This window comes from Cellulomonas sp. ACRRI, from assembly GCF_022346185.1.
GTDB lineage: Bacteria > Actinomycetota > Actinomycetes > Actinomycetales > Cellulomonadaceae > Cellulomonas.
Map to the genome: position 1 here is coordinate 1 of NZ_JAKRMS010000038.1, position 20,926 is coordinate 20,926.

Annotated in this window: 18 protein-coding genes; 11 read left to right on the plus strand and 7 right to left on the minus strand. The window is 76.9% G+C overall.

Going from position 1 to position 20,926, the window contains the following annotated elements:
* Positions 1 to 510, plus strand: a 510-nt coding sequence (locus MHY85_RS09185; RefSeq protein WP_239195747.1) for an amino-acid N-acetyltransferase, incomplete at its 5' end; no start/stop codon positions are given.
* On the opposite strand, the gene MHY85_RS09190 is transcribed toward MHY85_RS09185, so the two are convergent.
* On the minus strand, positions 507 to 1,391 hold the full coding sequence (locus MHY85_RS09190) for an A/G-specific adenine glycosylase (RefSeq protein WP_239195780.1): 885 nt from the start codon (positions 1,389 to 1,391) through the stop codon (positions 507 to 509). The two genes, MHY85_RS09185 and MHY85_RS09190, sit on opposite strands and share 4 nt — an antisense overlap.
* A 390-nt stretch (positions 1,392 to 1,781) precedes the next feature.
* Between MHY85_RS09190 and MHY85_RS09195 the strand changes: the two genes are divergently transcribed.
* The gene (locus tag MHY85_RS09195) at positions 1,782 to 2,375 is read left to right on the plus strand and encodes a hypothetical protein (RefSeq protein WP_239195749.1); all 594 of its coding nucleotides are present in this window, start codon (positions 1,782 to 1,784) and stop codon (positions 2,373 to 2,375) included.
* 21 nt (positions 2,376 to 2,396) lie between these two features.
* On the opposite strand, the gene disA is transcribed toward MHY85_RS09195, so the two are convergent.
* Positions 2,397 to 3,473 carry a DNA integrity scanning diadenylate cyclase DisA gene (gene disA, locus MHY85_RS09200; protein ID WP_239195750.1) on the minus strand — a complete coding sequence of 359 codons (1,077 nt, stop codon included), beginning with the start codon at positions 3,471 to 3,473 and terminating at the stop codon, positions 2,397 to 2,399.
* A gap of 118 nt (positions 3,474 to 3,591) precedes the next feature.
* On the opposite strand from disA, the gene radA reads away from it, so the two are divergent.
* The 6 genes from radA (at position 3,592) to MHY85_RS09230 (ending at position 10,803) form a co-directional block, all read left to right on the plus strand.
* On the plus strand, positions 3,592 to 5,007 hold the full coding sequence (gene radA / locus MHY85_RS09205; RefSeq protein ID WP_239195751.1) for a DNA repair protein RadA: 1,416 nt from the start codon (positions 3,592 to 3,594) through the stop codon (positions 5,005 to 5,007).
* 123 nt (positions 5,008 to 5,130) lie between these two features.
* Complete coding sequence (locus MHY85_RS09210; RefSeq protein ID WP_239195752.1) at positions 5,131 to 5,790, plus strand: TetR/AcrR family transcriptional regulator; 660 nt, start codon at positions 5,131 to 5,133, stop codon at positions 5,788 to 5,790.
* Positions 5,787 to 6,701 (plus strand): ABC transporter ATP-binding protein, encoded by a 915-nt coding sequence (locus MHY85_RS09215; protein ID WP_239195753.1) that lies wholly within the window; start codon positions 5,787 to 5,789, stop codon positions 6,699 to 6,701. The genes MHY85_RS09210 and MHY85_RS09215 overlap by 4 nt, the downstream gene beginning before the upstream one ends.
* On the plus strand, positions 6,698 to 8,347 hold the full coding sequence (locus MHY85_RS09220; RefSeq protein WP_239195754.1) for an ABC transporter permease: 1,650 nt from the start codon (positions 6,698 to 6,700) through the stop codon (positions 8,345 to 8,347). The genes MHY85_RS09215 and MHY85_RS09220 overlap by 4 nt, the downstream gene beginning before the upstream one ends.
* Positions 8,348 to 8,460: 113 nt before the next feature.
* Positions 8,461 to 9,702, plus strand: a complete 1,242-nt coding sequence (locus MHY85_RS09225) for a hypothetical protein (protein WP_239195755.1) — start codon at positions 8,461 to 8,463, stop codon at positions 9,700 to 9,702.
* Between the two features lie 165 nt (positions 9,703 to 9,867).
* Positions 9,868 to 10,803 (plus strand): aldo/keto reductase, encoded by a 936-nt coding sequence (locus tag MHY85_RS09230; RefSeq protein ID WP_239195757.1) that lies wholly within the window; start codon positions 9,868 to 9,870, stop codon positions 10,801 to 10,803.
* Positions 10,804 to 10,828: 25 nt separating this feature from the next.
* Here the strand turns inward: MHY85_RS09230 and MHY85_RS09235 are convergent, their stop codons facing one another.
* From MHY85_RS09235 to MHY85_RS09255, 5 genes are all read right to left on the minus strand, one after another.
* Positions 10,829 to 12,469, minus strand: coding sequence for a cell wall metabolism sensor histidine kinase WalK (locus MHY85_RS09235; protein WP_239195759.1), 1,641 nt, complete (start codon positions 12,467 to 12,469; stop codon positions 10,829 to 10,831).
* A complete protein-coding gene (locus MHY85_RS09240) occupies positions 12,466 to 13,200 on the minus strand; it encodes a response regulator transcription factor (protein WP_239195760.1) in 735 nt (244 codons plus the stop codon). The genes MHY85_RS09235 and MHY85_RS09240 overlap by 4 nt, the downstream gene beginning before the upstream one ends.
* Before the next feature lie 77 nt (positions 13,201 to 13,277).
* A complete protein-coding gene (locus tag MHY85_RS09245) occupies positions 13,278 to 13,670 on the minus strand; it encodes an META domain-containing protein (RefSeq protein WP_239195761.1) in 393 nt (130 codons plus the stop codon).
* A 77-nt stretch (positions 13,671 to 13,747) separates the two neighbouring features.
* Entirely contained in the window at positions 13,748 to 13,963 is a 216-nt protein-coding gene (locus tag MHY85_RS09250) for a hypothetical protein (protein WP_239195762.1), read from the minus strand.
* 272 nt (positions 13,964 to 14,235) lie between these two features.
* Positions 14,236 to 16,734, minus strand: coding sequence for a LuxR C-terminal-related transcriptional regulator (locus tag MHY85_RS09255; protein WP_239195763.1), 2,499 nt, complete (start codon positions 16,732 to 16,734; stop codon positions 14,236 to 14,238).
* A 400-nt stretch (positions 16,735 to 17,134) separates the two neighbouring features.
* Between MHY85_RS09255 and MHY85_RS09260 the strand changes: the two genes are divergently transcribed.
* From MHY85_RS09260 to MHY85_RS09270, 3 genes are all read left to right on the plus strand, one after another.
* A complete protein-coding gene (locus tag MHY85_RS09260) occupies positions 17,135 to 18,049 on the plus strand; it encodes a helix-turn-helix domain-containing protein (RefSeq protein WP_239195764.1) in 915 nt (304 codons plus the stop codon).
* 160 nt (positions 18,050 to 18,209) lie between these two features.
* Positions 18,210 to 19,229: a glutaminase A gene (gene glsA / locus MHY85_RS09265; RefSeq protein WP_239195765.1), complete on the plus strand. Its 1,020-nt coding sequence runs from the start codon at positions 18,210 to 18,212 to the stop codon at positions 19,227 to 19,229.
* 14 nt (positions 19,230 to 19,243) lie between these two features.
* Positions 19,244 to 20,902, plus strand: a complete 1,659-nt coding sequence (locus MHY85_RS09270; protein WP_239195766.1) for an MFS transporter — start codon at positions 19,244 to 19,246, stop codon at positions 20,900 to 20,902.
* Positions 20,903 to 20,926: the final 24 nt, after the last annotated feature.

Sequence of the window (20,926 nt, forward strand, 5' to 3'; positions counted from 1 at the left end):
CCCCCGGCCCCCGCCTACCGGGTCCGACCCGCGCTCCCGGCCGACGTCCGCGGCATCCGCGACCTCGTCCAGCCGTACGCCGACGAGCGGATCCTGCTCGCCAAGGAGCTGGTCGGCTACTACGAGGCGATCCAGGAGTTCCAGGTCGCCGAGGCGCAGGACGGGACCCTCATCGGCTGCGGCGCCCTGCACGTGATGTGGCAGGACCTCGCCGAGATCCGCACGCTCGCCGTCGCGCGGCAGTGGCGGGGCCGGGGCGTCGGGCACGCGCTGCTGGAGGGCCTGACCGCGCGGGCCCAGGACCTCGGGCTGAGCCGGCTGTTCTGCCTGACCTTCGAGGTGGACTTCTTCGCGGCGCACGGCTGGGGCACGATCGCCGGGCCGGCGGTGCCGCCCGAGGTGTACGCCGAGCTGCTGCGCTCGCACGACGACGGGGTGGCGGAGTTCCTCGACCTGGCGCGCGTGAAGCCGAACACCCTGGGCAACACCCGGATGATCGTCGAGCTCTAGGACCCCGCGGGCAGGCGGTAGCGCCAGAGCTCCGGGTCCTCGCCCGGCACGCGCTCGACCAGGCCGTCGACCAGGAGCCCCGCCAGGCACCGCTCGCGCTGGGCGTCGTCCGGCCACACCGCCGCGACGGCCTCGGCCGGGGCGGGCTCCAGCGCGTCGCGCAGCAGCGCCATGATCCGCCCGCGCACCTGCCGGTCCGTGCCGGCCCACGCCTGCGTCCGGCGCCGGTGCGCGTGCTCGTCGCCGGGCGCGCCGGCCAGCCGCCACGCGCACCGGTCCGCCACCGGGCACGACCCGCACCGCGGCGACCGGGCGGTGCACACCAGCGCGCCGAGCTCCATCGACGCCGCCGCCCATCGCGCCGCGCCGGCGTCGTCGGCCGGCACGAAGGCCTGCGCGAGCCGCCGCTCGCCGACCGTCAGCGCGGGGGCGGGCAGCGCGGCGCCCGCCGCGACCCGGGCCAGCACCCGGCGCACGTTGGTGTCGAGCACGACCGAGCGCAGCCCGAACGCGAAGGCCCGGACCGCCGCCGCCGTGTACTCCCCGATCCCGGGCAGCGCCAGCAGCGCGTCGGCGTCCGACGGCACCACGCCGCCGTGCCGCTCGACGACGGCCCGCGCGCACTCCTGCAGCCGCAGCGCCCGGCGCGGGTAGCCGAGGCGGTCCCAGGCGCGCAGCACGTCGGCGGGGCTGGCCGCGGCGAGGTCGGCGGGCTCGGGCCACCGCGCGAGCCAGGCGCGCCAGGCCGGCTCGACCCGGACGACCGGGGTCTGCTGGAGCATCACCTCGCTGACCAGCACGCCCCAGGGCGTCCGGTCCGGGTGCCGCCACGGCAGGTCGCGGGCGTGCGCGTCGAACCAGGCGACGACGTCGGCCCGCACGCCGTCGACGACCGCCGGGTCCGCGGGTCGCGCGCCCGCGGGCGCCGGGTCCGCGGCCGACGCGTCGACGGGGGAGGGAGGCACGCCGCACATCCTCACCCGGCCCCGGCGTGCCCGCCGAATCGGTACGGCCCACGCGCGCCGGATCGCGCGGCCTACGCCTTCCGGCCCGACCCACGCGGATCCCCGAAGGGCGCGCCGGAAGGCGTAGGCGAGGGGCGCGCCGGAAGGCGTGGGCGACGCCGGCCCGGCGCCCGTCCGCGGAGGGCAGCGGCCGAGCCTCCGGGAGCGCCGCACGCCCCGTCCGTCCCGCGTGTCCGCGGGGCGGTCACCCGGGGCGGGGCGGCGCCGGGTTAGCGTGGGCGGCAGTTCGAGCGGGAGGACCGGGACATGGGCGTGCTGCGGCCGGAGGGCTCGCTGCCCGCGCGCGTGTACTGGGTCCGGCGCGCGGTGGTCCTCCTCGTGCTCGTGCTGGTGGTGGTGCTCGCGTTCCTCGGGGTGCGGGCGCTGCTCGGCGGCGGGGGCGACGACGACGCGGCCACGCCGGCCGGGGGCTCGACGCAGCAGGAGCCGACGTCGGAGGAGACGACCGAGGGCACCCCGGTGTGCGAGCCCGGAGCCGTCGGGCTGGAGCTCGCGGCGGACGCGACCACCTACGCCGCCGGCGTGCTGCCGACCTTCACCATCCGGATCACCAACACCGGCGACGTGGACTGCCTGCTCGACGCGGGCGACGCCCAGCGCCAGGTGCTCATCACCTCGGGCAGCGACCGGATCTGGGCGAGCACCGACTGCGCCACGGGCGAGACCCTGCAGCTGCTGCTGGCGCCCGGCCAGGTCGACGAGCGCCAGGTCCAGTGGGACCGCACCCGGTCGGTCGAGGGCTGCGCCCCGGACCAGCCGGCCGCGCAGCCGGGGACCTACCAGGCCGTGCTCGCGCTCGGCGGGGTCAGCACCGCGCCGGTGGTGTTCGGGCTGGAGTGACCCGCGGGGCGACGCCCCGGCTCAGACGTAGCGCTCGAGGATGCTCGACTCCGCGAGCCGGGACAGCCCCTCGCGCACCGCGCGGGCGCGCTGCTCGCCGACGCCGTCCACCGCCATGAGGTCGTCGATGTTCGCCGCCAGGAGCTTCTGCAGCCCGCTGAAGTGGCCGACCAGCCGGTCGACGATCGCGGCGGGCAGGCGGGGGACCTTGGACAGCAGCCGGTAGCCGCGCGGGCCGGTGGCGGCGTCCAGCATCTCCACGCCCGAGGGCAGGCCGAGCTCCCGGGCGATGAGCGCGAGGTCCAGCAGCTCGGTCGAGTCGAGCGCGGCGAGCGAGGCGGCGATGGCCTCCCCGTCGCGGCGGGCCGAGTCGAGGTAGTCGCGGATGACCAGCTCGCTGTCCGAGCCGATGCCGCCCGTGAGCTCGTCCAGCTGGAGCGAGAGCAGGCGGCCGTCGGTGCCGAGCTCCACGACGTAGCCGGCGATCTCCACGGAGATGCGGCGCACCATCTCCTGCCGCTGCACGACGACGCACACGTCGCGGACGGTGACCAGGTCCTCGATCTCCAGCGCGGACAGCGTGCCGCTGACCTCGTCGAGCCGGGCCTTGTACCGCTCGAGCGTCGCGAGCGCCTGGTTGGCGCGGGACATGATCGCGTCGGCGTTCTCCAGCACGTGCCGCTGCTCGCCGACGTAGAGGGCGATGATCCGCATGGAGGCGGACACCGAGATCACGGGCAGGCCGGTCTGCTTGGCGACGCGCTCGGCCGTGCGGTGCCGGGTGCCGGACTCGGACGTCGAGATGGTCGGGTCCGGGAGGAGCTGCACGGCGGCGCGCAGGATCCGGCGGGAGCCGGGGTCCATGACGATCGCGCCGTCCATCTTGGCGAGCTCCCGCAGCCGGGTGGCGGAGAACTCGACGTCGAGCTCGAAGCCGCCGGAGCAGATGCTCTCGACCGTGGCGTCGTGCCCGAGCACGATGAGCGCGCCGGTGCGGCCGCGCAGGATGCGCTCCAGGCCGTCGCGCAGCTCGGTGCCGGGCGCGACCGCGGCGAGCGTGTGCCGCAGCAGGTCGTCGGGCGGCGTGGTGGTGGGCACGGCGCGATCCTACGGGCCGCCGGTGACGGACCGCGTGCGGTGCGCGCCGCGTGGACGTTGCGATGCGGTCACGGTGCGCGCGCCGCGGGTGTCGGTGGCGCCGGTTAGCGTGACGGCCGTGTCGACCACCACCTCCTCCCGGACCGCCCGGCCCGCGTTCCGCTGCACCGAGTGCGGCTGGACGACGTCCAAGTGGGTGGGCCGGTGCGGCGAGTGCCAGACCTGGGGCTCGGTGTCCGAGGACACCGGCCCGGGCGGGGCGGCGCCGCGCACGGCGGTCATGGTGCCCCTGCGCGGGGCGGCTCGGCCGATCGCGGAGATCGACGTCGAGGCGGCGCGGGCCCTGCCGACCGGCGTGGGCGAGCTCGACCGCGTCCTGGGCGGCGGGCTGGTCCCCGGCGCGGTGGTGCTGCTCGCGGGCGAGCCCGGCGTCGGCAAGTCGACGCTGCTGCTCGACGTCGCCAGCCGCGCCGCGACCGGCGGGCGGACGGTCCTCTACGTGACGGGGGAGGAGTCGGCCGGCCAGGTGCGGCTGCGCGCCGAGCGGATCGGGGCGCTCGCGGACACCCTGCTGCTCACGGCCGAGACCGACCTCGGCACGATCCTCGGCCACCTCGCGCAGACCGAGCCCGACCTGCTCGTGCTCGACTCGGTGCAGACGGTGGCGTCGTCGGCCGTCGAGGGCTCGCCGGGCGGCGTGGCCCAGGTGCGCGAGGTCGCCGCCGCGCTCATCTCGGCCGCGAAGGAGCGCGCGCTGCCGGTGCTGCTCGTCGGGCACGTCACTAAGGACGGGTCGGTCGCGGGACCGCGCACGCTGGAGCACCTCGTCGACGTGGTGTGCCAGTTCGAGGGCGACCGGCACTCGCGGCTGCGGCTGCTGCGCGCGACCAAGAACCGGTTCGGCCCGACCGACGAGGTCGGCTGCTTCGACCTCACCGAGACCGGCATCGTCGGCCTGGCGGACCCGTCCGGGCTGTTCGTGTCGCACGAGCGGCACCACGTGCCGGGCACCTGCGTCACGGTGACCCTGGAGGGCCGCCGGCCGCTCGCGACCGAGGTGCAGGCGCTGGTGGCGCCCTCGATGCTGAGCAACCCGCGCCGCACCACCAGCGGGGTCGACGGGAGCCGGCTGGCGATGGTGCTCGCGGTGCTGCAGCGGCGGGCGGGCCTGAAGGTCGGCGACCAGGACGTGTACGTGTCGACCGTCGGCGGCGCCCGCGTCGTCGAGCCCGCCGCGGACCTCGCGCTCGCGCTGGCGACGGTCAGCAGCCGGGAGAACGTGGCGCTCCCGCCGCGGCTGGTCGCGATCGGCGAGGTCGGGCTGGCGGGGGAGATCCGCCCCGTGACCGGCACCGCGCGCCGGCTGGCCGAGGCGGCGCGGCTCGGGTTCACGCACGCGGTGGTCCCCGCGGGGTCGCTCGAGAAGGGCCAGGCGCCCGAGGGGATGCGGGTGGCGCAGGCCGCCGACCTCGGCGAGGCGGTGCGGCTGACCCGCGCGGACGCGGTGCGGGTCCCGGCGCGCCCGGAGGGCTGAGGCGCCCCACCGCCGCCCCACCGCCGCCGCGCCGGCGCGGGTCCCGGCGGGCCGGGCGCGGGCCCCGGCGGCGAGCCGGGCGCCCCTTGCGCCTCGGCTGAACACGCGTTTAGTCTGCTGAACGTGCGTTCAGCAGCGACCGACGACGACCTCACCGCCCGCGCCCGGATCCGCGACGCGGCCCTGCTGCGGTTCGCCCGCGACGGGTTCGGCGCCGGCCTGCGTGCGGTCGCCGCCGACGCCGGGGTCAGCCCCGCGCTGGTCATCCACCACTTCGGGTCCAAGGACGGCCTGCGGGCCGCCTGCGACGCGTACGTCCTGGACCGCATCCGCGCCCAGAAGGAGGCGTCGCTGACCACCGAGACCCCGCGGGAGTCGATGGCGCACCTGTCCGACCTCACCCAGTACGGCCCGGTGTTCGGCTACGTCGTGCGCAGCCTGGCCGCCGGCGGGGAGCTCGCGTCCCGGTTCGTCGACGACATGGTCGCGGCGACCGAGGACTACCTGGCGCTCGGCGTCGCCGCGGGCACCGTGAGCCCGTCGGTCGACCCGGCGGGGCGGGCCCGGTACCTGGTCGCCCAGAGCGTGGGCCTGCTGCAGCTCGCGCTCATCGACGCCGAGGCGGGTCGCGCGCCGTCGCCGACCCTGGACCCGGTCGCGGCGTTCACCGCGCTGTCCCGCTGGGCGGTCGTCCCGGCGCTGGAGATGCTGACCGAGCCGCTGCTCACCGACCACGGGCTGCTGACGGCGGCGATCGAGGAGCTCGCCCGGGAGGAACCATGACCACCACCGACGCCGTCGCCGTCCGCGGCCTGGTGAAGACGTTCGGCCGCCGCCGGGCGCTCGACGGGCTCGACCTGTCCGTGCGCGCGGGGGAGGTGCACGGCTTCCTCGGCCCGAACGGCGCGGGCAAGTCGACCACCATCCGGGTGCTGCTCGGCATGCTCCGCGCCGACGCGGGCGAGGCCCGGGTGCTGGGCGCCGACCCGTGGCGGGACGCGGTCGCCCTGCACCACCACCTCGCCTACGTGCCGGGGGAGGTGGACCTGTGGCCGAACCTGACCGGCGGCGAGGCGATCGACCTGCTCGGCCGGCTGCGCGGCGGGCTCGACCCGCGGCGGCGCGCCGACCTCGTCGAGCGGTTCGAGCTGGACCCGACCGTGCGGGTGCGGGCGTACTCGAAGGGGAACCGGCAGAAGGTGGCGCTGGTCGCCGCGCTGGCGGCCGACGTCCCGCTGCTCGTGCTGGACGAGCCGACCAGCGGGCTGGACCCGCTGATGGAGGTTGAGTTCCAGCGCTGCATCCGCGAGGCCGCCGGGCAGGGGCGCACGGTGCTGCTGTCGAGCCACATCCTCGCGGAGGTCGAGGCGCTCTGCGAGCGGGTCACGATCATCCGCGCGGGCCGCGCGGTGCGGTCGGGGACCCTCGACGAGCTCCGCGGGCTGACCCGCACCGCCGTCGTCGTGTCCCTGCGGGACGCCGACGCCGCGCTCGCCGCGCTGCGCGACGCGCCCGGGGTGCACGAGCCGGCCCTGACCGACGGGCACCTGCGCCTCGACGTCGACGCCGAGGCGCTCGACGACCTGCTGGCGCTGCTGCCCCGGTTCGGGGTCCGGGGCGTGACGGCGCACCCGCCGACGCTCGAGGACCTGTTCCTGCGCGAGTACGGCGACGCCGTCGGGAGCCCCCGGTGACCGCCGTCGCGGTGCCGGCCGCCCGCCCCGCCCCGTCGGCGGCCCGCCGCGCGACCGACCGCTGGGCCGGCACCGGGGCGCTGGTGCGGGTCGCCCTGCGGGTCGAGCGGGCGCGGCTCGGCGTGTGGCTGGTGGCCGTCGCCGGGCTGACCGCGGTGTCGGCCGCCTCGGAGGCCGACCTGTTCCCGACACCCGAGTCCCGGGCGGCCCGCGCCGAGCTCATGCGGTCGCCGGCGGCGGTCGCGCTGGGCGGCCCGGGCTACGGGCTGGACGACTACACGATCGGCGCCATGGTGGCGAACGAGCTCGGCGCCTGGGTGGCGCTGGCGCTCGCGGTGCTGTCGGTGCTGCTGGTCGTCCGGCACCTGCGCGGGGCGGAGGAGTCGGGGCTGCTGGAGGCGGTCCGCTCGACGCCGGTCGGCCGGGACGCCCCGGTGCTCGCGGCGGTCGTCGTCGTGACGCTCGCGGACCTGGCGATCGGGCTCGCGCTCGCGGCGGCGCTCGTCGGCACGGGGCTGCCCGCGGCCGGCGCGCTCGCGTTCGGGCTCGGCTGCGCCCTGGTCGGGCTGACCTCCGGCGCGACGGCTGCCGTCGCCGCGCAGCTCGTGCGGCACGCCCGCACCGCGTCGATGCTCGGGCTCGCGGCGATCGGGGTCGGGTTCGTGCTGCGGGCGGCCGGCGACGTCCGCGCCCCGGAGAGCGGCAGCGTCCTGAGCTGGCTGTCGCCGTTCGGCTGGTCGCAGGCCACCCGCGCGTGGGTCGACGAGCGGTGGTGGCCGCTCGCGCTGCCCGTGCTCGCGTCGGCCGCCGCGTTCGGGCTCGCCGCGCTGCTGGCGGAGCGCCGTGACCTCGGTGACGGCCTGCTGCCCGAGCGCGCCGGGCGCGCGTACGCCTCACCGCGCCTGACCGGGGTCGCGGCGGTGACCCTGCGCCGGCTCGGCGGGGCGCTCGCCGGCTGGGCCCTCGGCGTCGTGGCGATCTGCGCCCTGGTCGGCGTGCTGGCCCGGGAGGTCGTGCAGTTCATCGAGGACGAGCCCGCGCTCGCCGCGTTCTTCCCGGAGGGCTCCGGGGGCGCCGGGGAGGCGGCGCTGTCCCGGTACCTGCTGGTCGCGGTCGCGCTGGCCGCAGCGGCGGGGGTGCAGGGCGTGGGCGCGGTCCGCGCGGAGGAGGCGGCGGGGCGCGCGGCGCACGTGCTCGCGGGCCCGGTCGGCCGGGTGCGGTGGCTGGGCGCCCAGCTCGCGGTGGCCCTCGGCGCCGCGGCCGGCATGGTGCTGCTCGGGGGGCTGGTCATGGGCGTCATCGCGGCGAGCACGCTCGACGACCCGGCTCTGGTCGGCCGGGTCGTCGGCGCGGCGCTCGCGCAGCTGCCGGCCCTGGGGGCCGTGACCGGCGTCGCGGTCCTGGTGCTCGGGGCCGCCCCGCGCGCGTTCGGGCTCGCCTGGGCGTACCTCGGCTACGTGGCGCTGACCGCGATGCTCGCCGGGGTGCTGCCCGACGGCAGCGACGTCGCGTCCCCGCTCCGGTACACGCCCGCGATGCCCGCGGAGCCGATGGACTGGCCCGCGGCGGGGGTCCCGGCGGCGCTCGCGGTGGTCCTGGTGGCCGGCGGCGTCCTGGCGTTCCGCCGACGCGACCTGCTCGCCTGACCGCGCCGGTCCGCCGGGACCCGGCGCCCGGCCGCTAGGCTGCCGCGGGACCTCTGGGCCGGTCCGCGGCAGCGCGGCCCGACCCGACCGGAAGGCTTGCAGGGAGTGCGTGCATGAGTGAGACCGACGGGCGCGTCGCGCGCCGGGAGACCGGCACGCCGGCGACGGGGGTCGGCCGGTTCGGCGACGACCGGCCGAGGTGGCCGAGCCTGAGCGGCGACGACGCGGTCGGGGCGGGCGCCGGTGCGGCCGGCGCCGGCGCTGCGGACCCGGTGGCGCCCGCCGGACCTGCGGACCCGGCGGCTCCCGCCGGCGCGTGGGCGCCCGCCGACCCGACGCCCGCCGACGCCCCCGCGGCCCCCGCCGCCGGCTGGGCACCCGCCGGCACGCCCGCGGGCGCTGCCGACCCGGTCCCCGGCGTCCCGGCTACTCCCGTCCCGGACCCCGCTGCGCCGCCCAGCCGGCGCAGCCGCCGGTTCGCCGCGGCCGACGAGTCCGCCCCGGCCGGGCCCGTCGACCCCGCCGAGCGCACGGCGGCCCTGGCCCGGGCGGACGCGGCGCTCCAGGTCGGCGAGGAGCAGGCGCGCACCGCGGCCCTGGCCCGGGCGGACGCCGCCCTGCAGGCCGCGGGCGGCCCCGCCACCACGGACCCGGGCGACGAGCGTCAGGACGCCGCCGCCGAGCCGGCGCGCGGCCGGAACCGGTGGGTGCTGGTCGGCGCCGTGGTCGCCGCGGTGCTGGTCCTGGGGGGCGGGGGCGCGGCCTGGTTCCTCACCCGTGACTCCGGCGGCGCGACCGCGGCCGCGCCGGACGTGGTGCTGCCGTCGCCGACCAGCGCCGTCGCGCCGGCCGCCCGCCCGGCCACCACGGCCTTCGCGGCTGCGCTGCCGACGACCCTGCTGCAGTACGCGCTCGCGTCCTCCGTCGACGACGAGGCCTGGCTCGCGCAGAACGCCGTCGAGGCGTACGCCGAGACCTACACGGACGGCGCCGAGGGCACGGTCTCCGTGCAGGCCGGCCAGTGGGAGACCCCCGAGCAGGCCGCCGCGGTGCTCGCCGCGATCGCCGGGGCGCCCGCGACGGCCGAGCCCGCGACGACCGAGCCCGCGACGACCGAGCCCGCGGCCGACGGCGCGGCGGGCGACGCCTCCGCCGACCCGGCCGCCGGCGGCGGCGGCCCGACGGTGCTGCTCCAGGACGAGGTCCTGGTCGACGGCGCCCCGGTCGGCACCGTCACCGTCGTGGACCAGGGGGACGGCACCGGCGTGGCCGCGTGGAGCAACGGCACCACGGTGTTCGTCGTGCACGGCCCGGCCGCCGACATCCGCAACCTGTACGCCGCCTACCCCCTCTGACCCGCCTGCCCCCGCGGGCCCGCGCGCCGGGGGCGTGCGCGGGCGCGCCGGCGCGGCGTGGGGTAGACCGGTGCGCGACGGCGCGACCGCTCGCGCCCGCCGCGCCCTGCGGAGCGCGCTCCACGGCGCCGCGCCCCGGCCGGCGCCGCCCGACCGAGGAGGACCATGGCACGCATCGGCACCACCGACCTGGACGTCCTGCCGCTGAACCTGGGCGGCAACGTGTTCGGCTGGACCGCGGACGAGCAGGCCTCGTTCGCCGTCCTGGACGCGTTCGTCGAGGGTGGGGGCAGCTTCGTCGACACCGCGGACGTCTACTCCGAGTGGGGTCCCGGCCACGAGGGCGGGGAGTCCGAGGCGACCATCGGGCGCTGGATCGCCGCGCGCGGCAACCGCGCCGACGTCGTGATCGCGACCAAGGTCGGCAAGCTCAGCACGCGCCGCGGCACGTCCCGCGCCGTGGTCCGGGCGGCGATCGACGACTCGCTGAAGCGGCTCGGCACGGACTACGTCGACCTCTACTACGCCCACGAGGACGACCGCGAGACCCCCCTCGAGGAGACGGTCGCCGCGCTCGGGGAGGTCGTGGCCGACGGCAAGGCCCGGTACGTCGCGGCCTCGAACTTCACGCCCGAGCGGCTGGCCGAGGCGCTGCGGATCGCCGACGAGCTCGGGGTCGCCCGGTTCGTCGCCCTCCAGCCGCACTACAACCTGGTGCACCGCGGCGAGTACGAGGGCCCGCTCCAGGAGCTCGCCGTGCGCGAGGGCCTCGGCGTGCTGCCGTACTCCTCGCTCGCCAGCGGCTTCCTCACGGGCAAGTACCGCGACGGCTCGCCGGCCGTGGACAGCCCCCGCGCCGGGTCGGCCGGGCGGTACCTGGACGACCGCGGCCGTCGCGTGCTCGCCGCGCTCGACGCGGTCGCCGCCGCGCACGGCACCAGCGTGACCGCCGTCGCCCTGGCGTGGTTGCGCGTGCAGCCCGGCGTCGTCGCGCCGATCGCCAGCGCCCGCTCCGTCGAGCAGCTGCCCGACCTGCTGGCGGGCGCCCGCCTGGACCTGGCGGACGACGAGGTCACCGCGCTGTCGGACGCCGCCGCCTGACCCGGGGCGCCCGGCGGCGGGCGGGTCAGCCCTCCGCCGGCGCCCCCGGGGCCGCGACCGCCGGCACCCCCGCGGCCCCGGCGGCCGGCAGCCGGACCGTGAACGTCGTCGACCCGGGCGTCCCGTCGACCTCGATCGCGCCGCCGTGCGCCGCGACCACCGCGTGCACGATCGCCAGGCCGAGGCCCGTCGACCCCGCGGCCCGGTTCCGCGACGCGTCCCCGCGGGCGAACCGCTCGAACAGGCGGGAGCGCAGCGGCTCGGCGATGCCGGGGCCGTCGTCCCGGACCCGCAGGAGCACCCGGTCGCCCTCCCGCGCGACGGCGACCACCACCGTCGTGCCGGCAGGCGTGTGCACCCGGGCGTTCGACAGCAGGTTGACCAGGACCTGCCGGAGCCGGTGCTCGTCGCCGACCACCAGCGCGGCGGGCGGCCCCTCGTCGTCCGCCTCGTCGCCGGCGCCCTCCAGGGCCCGGAGGTCGAGCCGCCACGCGTGGTCCGGCCCCGCCACGTGGGCGTCGGCCACGGCGTCCACGGCCAGCGCGGCCAGGTCGACCTCCGCCAGGTCGAGGTCGCGTCCCGCGTCGAGCCGGGCCAGCAGCAGCATGTCCTCCACCAGCGACGTCATGCGGCGCGCCTCGGACTCCACGCGGCCCATCGCGCGCACGACGTCGTCGGGCAGGTCCCCCGGCAGCCGCTGCACCAGCTCCGCGTAGCCGCGGATGGAGGCCAGGGGCGTGCGGAGCTCGTGGGACGCGTCCGCGACGAACCGCCGCACCTGCGTCTCCGACTCGTGCCGGGCGGTGAGCGCCGACTCGACGTGGCCCAGCATCCGGTTGAGCGCGGAGCCCACCTGCCCGACCTCGGTGGCCGGGTCGGTGTCCTCGTCCGGGACGCGCTCGCGGATGTCGACCTCGCCGCGGGCGAGCGGCATCTCGGACACCCGGGTGGCCGTCGCGGCCACCCGCTCCAGCGGTCGCAGCTCACGGCGGACCAGCACGGTGGCGAGCGCCGCGGCGACCAGCAGGCCCAGCACGGCGACGACGACCTCGACCACGAGGTACTCGTCGACGGTCGCGGTCACCCCGGCCAGGGGGATCGCCGTCACCGAGGTGCTGCCGTTGTCCGACTCCACCGCGATCACGCGGTACGTGCCGAGGTCGGGCAGGTCGAGGGTGCTCGGCTCGCCGTCGGGCGTCACGGCGAGCAGCGCGTCGAGCTGCGCGTCGGTCAGCCCCTGCACGTCGCCGGACGCGTCCAGGTAGCCCGCCACCGGGGTGCCGTCGGGGGTCTCGAACACGCTCACGGTGCCGACGTCCTGGCCGGGCAGGCCGAACGCGGGCGGGATGCTGCCGCCGGACTGCCCCTCGTCGCCGGTGCCGTCCTGCGACCCGTCGTCCGCCCCCGACCCGGCCCCCGACCCCGACGTCGGCGCCGCCGAGGGCGCCGGCCCCGGCGCCGCACCGCGGTCCAGCCGGTCGGGCGCCGCCGCCGCCCGCTGGCTCGCCTCCCGCAGCCGGTCGTCGATCTGCGTCTGGAGCGAGCTGCGCAGCGCGAGCGACGACACCAGCCCCATCACCGCCGCGACCGTCGCGAGCAGCGCCACGACCACCGCCACCAGCCTCCGGCGCAGCGTCCACCGGGCCCGCGGGCGGCCGGCTCTCACGCGGCGGGCTTGAGCACGTACCCGACGCCGCGCAGGGTGTGCAGCATCGGCTCGCGGCCCTTGTCGATCTTGCGGCGCAGGTAGGACACGTAGAGCTCGACGATGTTGGCCTGGCCGCCGAAGTCGTACTGCCAGACGCGGTCGAGGATCTGCGCCTTCGACAGCACCCGCTTCGGGTTGCGCATGAAGTAGCGCAGCAGCTCGAACTCGGTGGCGGTCAGGCGGATGTCCTCGCCGCCGCGGCTGACCTCGTGGGAGTCCTCGTCCATCCGCAGGTCGCCGACGACGAGCACGGCCTCCTCGCGCTCGGACACCGCGCCGGCGCGGCGCAGCAGGGCGCGCAGCCGGGCGACGACCTCCTCCAGGCTGAACGGCTTGGTGACGTAGTCGTCGCCGCCCGCGGTGAGGCCGGCGATCCGGTCCTCGACGGCGTCCTTGGCGGTGAGGAACAGCACGGGCACGTGCGGGTGGGTGGCGCGGATGCGGCGCAGCACCTCCAGGCCGGACAGGTCGGGGAGCATGACGTCGAGCAGGATGACGTCGGGCTCGAGGGACCGGGCCTGCTTGATGGCGGCCTGGCCGGTGAGGGCGTGCTCGACCTGCCAGCCCTCGTAGCGCAGGGCGGTGGAGAGCAGCTCGGCGAGGGTGGCCTCGTCGTCGACGACGAGTGCCCGCACCGGCTGGCCGTCCGGTCGGGTGAGGGCGTCGCGCTGGAGCGTGGAGGTGGTCATGCCACGAGCATGGGTCCGGCACCTGGGCCGCCCCTGACGCGCTCCTGTGCGTTCCCTGTGCGCCGGTCGCGACGCCGTCACGGGCGTTCGAGGGCCCCGAGCACCGTCTCGTCGGCGGACAGGACGGTGAGCGTGTCGCCGTCCACGGTGGCGTGGTGCGCCTGCGCCAGCCAGGCGTCGACGTCGACGCACGCCTTCCGCGTGCTGGCCATCTCCCCGAACACGAACGCGCGATCGACGACGGAACCCCGACCGGTGAGGCTGTTGCAGCCGTCGTTCCCGCTGAACGTCCCGTCGCCCTCGATGGTCAGCGAGGGGGCGGGCGGGTCCGGCTCGCCCCACGGGCCGACGAACGCCGAGGTCACGGTGGTGGGGGACGCGGTGGCGTCGCTCCCGCTCACGGTTCCGCAGCCGGCGACCAGCACCGCGAATCCGGCTGCTGCCGCTGCGTGCCGCGTCCTGGTCCGCACCGATCTCCTCATCTCGACCTCCTCGATCGCGTCGTGGGCATCACACGCGCCGTCGTCCGCGGGCGGACCGACGGGGGTCACGTGGCCCACCCGCGGCAGCGGCTGCACGTGGGTTCGAGCACCTGCATCACCGCCCAGCGGTCCTCGGTCGGGTCGACGAGCACCTCGAGGTCGACCCACTGCACGGCCGGGACGCAGCCACGGGCCCGGCACACGACCGCGCGGGCGAGGAGCCCGACTCCGGGCAGCCCGCGCGGCAGCACGTCCCGGACCTGACCGACGTCGGCGCTCACGACGCCGCACGCGTCGCGTCGTCGCGCGCCGGGGCGGCCCCGACCGCGTCCCGGCGTGCGGCGGCCGGGTTCTCAGCGAGATGCTCTCGATCCGCCATCCGTGTCTCCCGAGGAGGTGGCCGCGGCGCCGCTCGCCGCGGCATCGCCGGACCAGCATCCGCACCGACTCGGGCATTGAGTAGTCGATGAGTGGTAGGACCTCGGTCCTGAGTGGCGCGCGCTGGTGCGGCCTGAGTGGCCCGGGCCCCGGGTGCCGTCGCGACGACCGCCGGCTAGACGTGCTCCCGGCGCAGCTGCTGCCGCGAGCGGAGCCCGAGCTTGTGCAGCGCCCGGCTCATGTGGTTCTCGACGGTCCGGGTGGACAGGTCGAGGATCCCGGCGATCTCCCGGTTGGCCAGGCCCTCGAGGGCGAGAGCGGTGATCTCGCGCTCGCGCACGGAGAGCGCCCCTCCGGTCCGCGCACCGCCGGCGGGGTGCGCGGGGGCCTGGGCGGTGGCGCCCGCCGTACCGGGAGGCCCGACGAGGTGGCGGGCGATCCGCGGATCGGCGCGTGCCGCGGCCACCGCCACCGCGGCGTGGTCCCCGTCCGCGACCGCCAGGTGCAGGTCGAGGTACGGGTCCAGCAGCGGCAGCACGGTCCCGGTACGCGCGGCCCGCACCGCGGCCGCCTGCTCGTCGGTCAGCGGACCGGGAGCAGCGGCCCACGTGACGAGCGCGGGCAGCCGGAGCCCCGCCTCCGCGTAGGCCGCCCCCGCCCGCCACGCGAGCTCCGCGGCGACGGCGCGGTCCTGCGTCGCCGCGGCGAGCGCGACCTCGCCGACCACGCCCATGGACCGGACCAGCGGGCGGTACGCGTTCGGCGTGCGCTCGAGCTCGTGCAGCAGCGCCCGTGCGAGCTCGAGGTGCCCGGAACTGACCTGGAGCACCGTGCCCAGGGCCAGACCCCGACGGTAGTAGGTGCGTTCGAGGGGACCCGCGGGCCCCAGGTGCAGCGCGGTGCTCAGCACGCGCCAGGCGTCGCCGGGGGCGCCCGAGACGCAGAGCACCTCGGCCAGAACCGTCGCGTGCACCCGGATCCCGAACACGTCCGCGGCGTCGTAGGCCGCGCCGAGCAGGTGGCGCCCGTCGTCGAGCGCCTCGTCCAGCCGACCGAGCAGGCACAGGGACTCGCCGCGCAGTGCTGCCCGGTAGTGCCGCATCTCATCGCGCGGCGTGTCCGGCCAGTTCTCCGCGCGGTCCAGCACGCGCAGCGCGAGGTCCGGCCGCCCCACCTCGAGCAGCGCGGCGGTGCGCAGCAGCTCCGGCCCGCCCCGGAAGGCGGCGGCGGGAACGGGCAGCGGCCCGCTGTCGGCGACGCGCTCCGCAGGCTCTCCGTCCCGGATCGACGCCACCAGCCGGTCCTTGAGGCCCTCGAGCTCCCCCAGCGACCCGACCGGCCGACCCCCGGCCTCGGACTCCGCCGCACCGGACCCGGTCGCCCGGTCCCACGCGGACCACCGGATGCGGTAGTACTCGAAGGCCACCACGTCGTCGTCCGCGTCGTCCGGACGGCGCAGGGTCTGACGGAACACCGAGGCGACCACCTCTCGGGCGGGCCGGCGCACCAGGTGCGCGAGGTAGGCGTTCGCGTTCGCCACGCCCGGGTCCGCGGCCCAGGCAGCCCCCGCGGCGGTCTCGGCCGACGCGGCACGCTCGTGCACCGCCGCGACGGTCTCCGCTCGCCAGCGCCGGAAGCCGGCGTCCTCCTGGGACTCCCTCGTCAGCAGCTGGGCGAGCGCCGGACGCGGTGCCTCCGGGGTGGCGACGACCTCGCCCCGCGCGGCGGCCTGAGCCGTCGCGAGCAGCCGACGTCGTCGAGGCCCCGAGACCCGCTCCCGCAGCGCGCGGGCGAGCGCGGGCGGGGCCACGACGAGCAGGGACGCGGCACCGCCGCTCCCGCCGTCCACGAGTCGGCCCTGCTCCGCGAGGTCGTCGAGCAGGGCCGGGTCGACGAACCGGGCCGCCGCCTCCGGCGAGACCGGCCCGATCAGCGCCAGCTGCTCGAGCGCGCGCAGCTGCTCGTCGTCCATCAGCCCCAGCAGGAGGCCGGCGACCGCGTCCGCGGGGACGTCACGGAGACGGCCGTCGTCGACCTGGCGTCCCTGGTCGGCGCGGAGCGCCCCGCTCGCCCGCGCCGAGGAGAGCAGCGCGAGGGCCACGCCGGGGTTCCCTCCGGACTGGGCCAGCAACCCGCTGACGAGCCCTGCGTCCGGCGGCCCGCCCAGGGTCTCCGCCACCAGCGCGGCGATCTCGGGCAACCCGAAGGCCGGGACCCAGAGCTCGGCGGGCGACCGCACCGCGAACAGCTGCCGTGGTCCCTCGAGCGGGGCCCGCAGCAGGTCGGCCGTCGTGGTGGCGACGAACCGGCACCCGGTCCGTCCGAGCGCACGCCGGACCACGCGCAGACTGGCCGGGTCGATCCGGTCGAGGTCGTCGACCAGCAGGACGCTGCGGGGGGCCGCGAGCTCACCCGCGAGCCAGGTGGCGACGGAGTCCTCGTCCCTCGCCCGGGTGGGCGCCGAGGGGTGGTCCAGCAGGGCGGCGAGCGGCCCGGAACCGCCGGCCCGCAGGAGCAGCCCCGGCAGACGCCTGCCGGAGACCTCCGTCCGGACGAGCTCGAGCAGGGTCGACTTGCCCATGCCGCGGTCGGCCCGGAGCAGCACGTCGCGCCCGGCGCCCAGCCAGCGTCCCACCCGGGTCACGACCTCGTCGCGAGAACGATCCAGCGTCATCCAGTCCACCTCCCCGCGGGTCCAGCGACCGCGCGTCCGACGACTCGGGCGCGCCCCCACCCCCCGACGACCGGCCGACCGCCGCGGCTCGACCCGCACGCGAACCGGCCCGGTGCGGGCGAGACGGTAGCAAGCCCACGTGACGGCGCGGCGCGGTCGGCCGACGCCGTCCCGACGCGCCGGGCTCGGCGGCGGGACACGCGCGCGTCACGACGCGGAGGTATCGTCCCGCCGCGCCGTGAGGACGGCGGGGGGGCGATCCCGCCGGCGGCGCGAGATCGGGGGTCCCGTGTCGATCGACGTGCAGGCCGGCGCAGCCGGTGCCCGAGTGCCCAGCGGCCCACGGGCACGGGCGGCGGCCCGGCTCCGGCCGGCGTCGCGACTGCCGCACGCCCGTCGGGTGCTCGCAGGGCTGGCGGGTGACTTCGGGCCGCACGACGAGAGGTCCAAGATGCGGCTGACGCAGTTCGCGTCGCGGTGCTGGGTGCCGGACGACGGTGCGTTCGCCGCCTCGCTCCGTTCGCGCGTCCTGCCCAGGTCGCTGGTCTTCTCCGGCACCCTCACCACCTCCGTGCACCGCTGGCCGGCACCGCCCGCGCAGCACGTGCACGTCGGGGTGGTGCTGCGCGGGGAGCTCGAGATCGCGACCGCCACCGCCAGCACGACCTACCGGCAGGGCGAGGTGTACGTCTTCCCGCGGTGGGGCTGGGTGCGTACCCGGGTCCGGGCCCACCTCGAGTACGTCCACGTCGCGGTCCCCGCGCGCGACCTGACGGAGCGGGCGATCGACATCTCGCCCGCGGCGCTGTCCGGGCCGGTCACGTCCGGGTTGGGCGACGTCCTCGCCGCCGTGGCCGTGACGAGCGTGGAGCCCGGGCCGCGGGACGCGGCGACCGATGCGGTCGTGGACCGGATCCTCGTCGTGCTGGTGCAGTCGCTCCTCGCCCACGGGCAGGACCAGCGGGCCTCCGCCTCCCTGATCGCGCTGCGCCGGCGCGCCGAGGCGCACATCGAGGCGCGGCACACCGACCCGGGGATGCGGCCCACGCTGCTCGCGTCCGAGCTCGGGGTGTCGCTCCGTCAGCTCCAGCGAGCCTTCACCGAGACCGGCTCGAGCGTGGCGTCGCGGCTCCGCGAGCGCCGGGCCGCCCACGCCATCGATCTGCTCGCCCTCGACTCCGCGGGTGCGGCATCCGTCGACCGGGTCGCCCGGATGGCGGGGTTCCCGAGCGCGTACGCGCTGCGGTCCGCGCTCCGGGCGGCGACCGGGAGCTCGCCCCGGTCGCTGCGTGAGCTGAGGCTCCGGGACGGGTGACGCCCGCGCGGCCGGGGGCAAGGGTTCGCGCCACGTCGTTCGTGGATCCCGCGCCACCGGGTCGACGCCGCGCTGCCCGGACGGCGATGCTGCAGCGCCGAGCGGCCGGCCCGCGTCGGTGGTCCCGACCCGGCCGCCGGGTACGACGGAGGGGTGTGACGTGAGGACGGTCGGACGCGAGATCGAGCAGCAGGTCTCCACAGGCTCCCTCCCGGGGTGGGACCGGGTCCACGAGCTCGCCGAAGCGGGGTACGCGCGCTACCGGGACGATGACGAGGGCACGGTCGCGGACTACATCCCGGTGCTGGGTGCGGCGGACCCCGCGCTGTTCGGGGTGTGTGTCGTCGAGACGTCCGGCGCCCGGCACGCGGTCGGCGACACCGAGGTCGCGTTCTCGGTCCAGTCCATCTCGAAGGCGTTCGTCTACGCGCTCGTCTGCGAAGAGCTCGGTCACGAGGCCGTGCGGGACCGCGTCGGGGTGAACAACACGGGACTGCCCTTCGACTCGGTCATCGCGGTGGAGCTCAACGAGGGGCACCCCATGAGCCCGATGGTCAACGCGGGGGCCCTCGCCACGACGGCTCTGGTGCCGGCGGACTCCTCCGCCGAGCGGTGGGAACGCATCCGCACCGGGCTGTCCCGGTTCGCCGGGCGCCAGCTCACGCTCGACGGCGAGGTCTACCGGTCGGAATCGGCGACGAACACCCGGAACCGGGCGATCGCGCGGCTCCTGGAGAGCTACGGCCGCATCGAGCACGACCCGCTGGAGGTCGTCGACGTGTACACCCGGCAGTGCGCCTTGCGGGTCACGACCGAAGACCTCGGCGTCATGGGGGCCACCCTGGCCGACGGTGGTGTCAACCCGGTCACCGGTGAGCGAGTGGTGTCCCCCGATGTCTGCCGGGACACCCTGGCCGTGCTCGCCTCGACGGGGATGTACGAGCGCTCGGGCGAGTGGCTCTTCGAGATCGGGCTCCCGGCCAAGTCGGGGGTCTCCGGAGGCATCGTCGCGATCGCGCCCGGGAAGGGCGCGATCGGCACCTACTCTCCCCGCCTCGACCGCGCGGGGAACAGCGTGCGCGGGCAGCGCGCCACGGCGTATCTGTCCCGCGCGCTGGGTCTGAACGTGTTCGCGTCGTCGGCGCACGTGCCGGTGGCCGACGTCCGCCCGTCCGAGTGAGAGGAATCCGCATCATGGCTGTCCTTGACGCCACCGGCAGCAGTGCCGCCCCGGCCACGGAGGAGCGCCGGTCGTGGCTGCCGATGGCCGGCCTGTTCCTGGCGCAGGTGCTGATGTCCTTCAACGTCGCGGCCCTGCCGGTCTCCCTCGGCGGCATGGTCGACGACTTCGGCGTCGCTCCGACCGTCGCCAGCTCCACGATCGTCGTGTACGGCCTCGTCGTCGCCGCCCTGGTCATGACGGGGGCCAAGCTCGGGCAGCGCGCCGGGTGGGTGCGCCTCTTCCGGGTCGCCGTGGGGGCGTTCGCCGGGTCGGCGCTCCTGATGATCGTCTCGCCGGCGGTCGGCTGGGCCATCGCGGGCCAGGCGCTCGCGGGCGCCTCGGCGGCGATCATCGTCCCGTCGCTCGTCGCGCTGATCGCGGAGAACTACCGCGGCACGCAGCAGGCGACAGCCGTGGGCTCGCTCGGGTCGGCGCGGGCGATCTCGGGGGTCTCCGCCTTCTTCGTGGGAGGCGCCCTGGGCACGCTCGTCGGCTGGCGGCCCGTCTTCGGCATCGTGCTGGTGCTGGCGGTGGTCGTCTTCGCGTTGAGCTTCACGTTGCGGTCGACCGACGGGGACCGCGCGGTGCGCATCGACGTGGTGGGAGCCGTGACGATCGGCGCGGCCGTGGTGCTCCTGACTCTCGGGTTCAACAACCTCAACGCGTGGGGTCTGCTCACGGCGTCGCGGAGCGCGCCGTTCAGCCTGGGCGGCATGTCCCCGGCGCCGGTGCTCGTGCTCGCCGGTCTCGTGCTCGGCCAGGTGTTCTTCTGGTGGACCCGACGACGGACGGCGGCCGGGCAGGTCCCGCTGGTCCAGCTGAGCGTGCTGGCGCGGCCGAGCGAGCGGGCCGCCGTCTACGCGATGTTCATCGTCGTCGCGCTCGAGGCTGCCCTGAACTTCACCATCCCGCTGTACATCCAGATCGTGCAGGGGCGCACCCCGTTCGACACCACGCTCGCGATGATGCCGTTCAACCTCACCGTGTTCGTGACCGCGACCCTGGTGGTGCGCTTCTACCGCCGTTACCCGCCGCGGGTCATCGGGGTGTTCGGGTTCGGGCTGGCGACCGTGGCGCTCGTGTGGCTGTCGTTCGTGGTCACGAACAACTGGGAGACGCTCCCGACCGTCCTCGGCCTCGTCGTCTTCGGCGTGGGGCAGGGCGCGCTCGTGACGCTGGTCTTCAACGTCCTGGTGACCGCCGCGCCCAAGGAGCTGGCCGGCGACGTCGGGTCGATCCGCGGGACGAGCCAGAACCTGGCCTCGGCGGTGGGGACGGCCGTCGCCGGGGCGCTGCTCGTCACCGTGCTCTCGCTCACGGTGGCGCGTGCGGTCGCCGAGCACGTCGAGCTCCCTGACGAACTCGCCGCGCAGGTGGATCTCGACTCGGTCAACTTCGTCGCCAACGACGACCTGCGCTCGGTCCTGGAGCGCACCGACGCGAGCGAGGCCCAGGTCGAGGCAGCGGTCGCCCTCAACGAGGAGGCCCGCCTGACGGCGCTCCGGCTCGGCCTGCTGGTCCTCGCCGGCGTCAGCGCGACGGCCGTCGTCCCGGCGAGCCGGCTGCCGCGGTACCGGCCGGGGGAGATCCCGCGGGCGGCGTCCGCACCCGCGCAGACGGGATCCGTGTGAGGAGGGACGCCACCGACGGTCGCG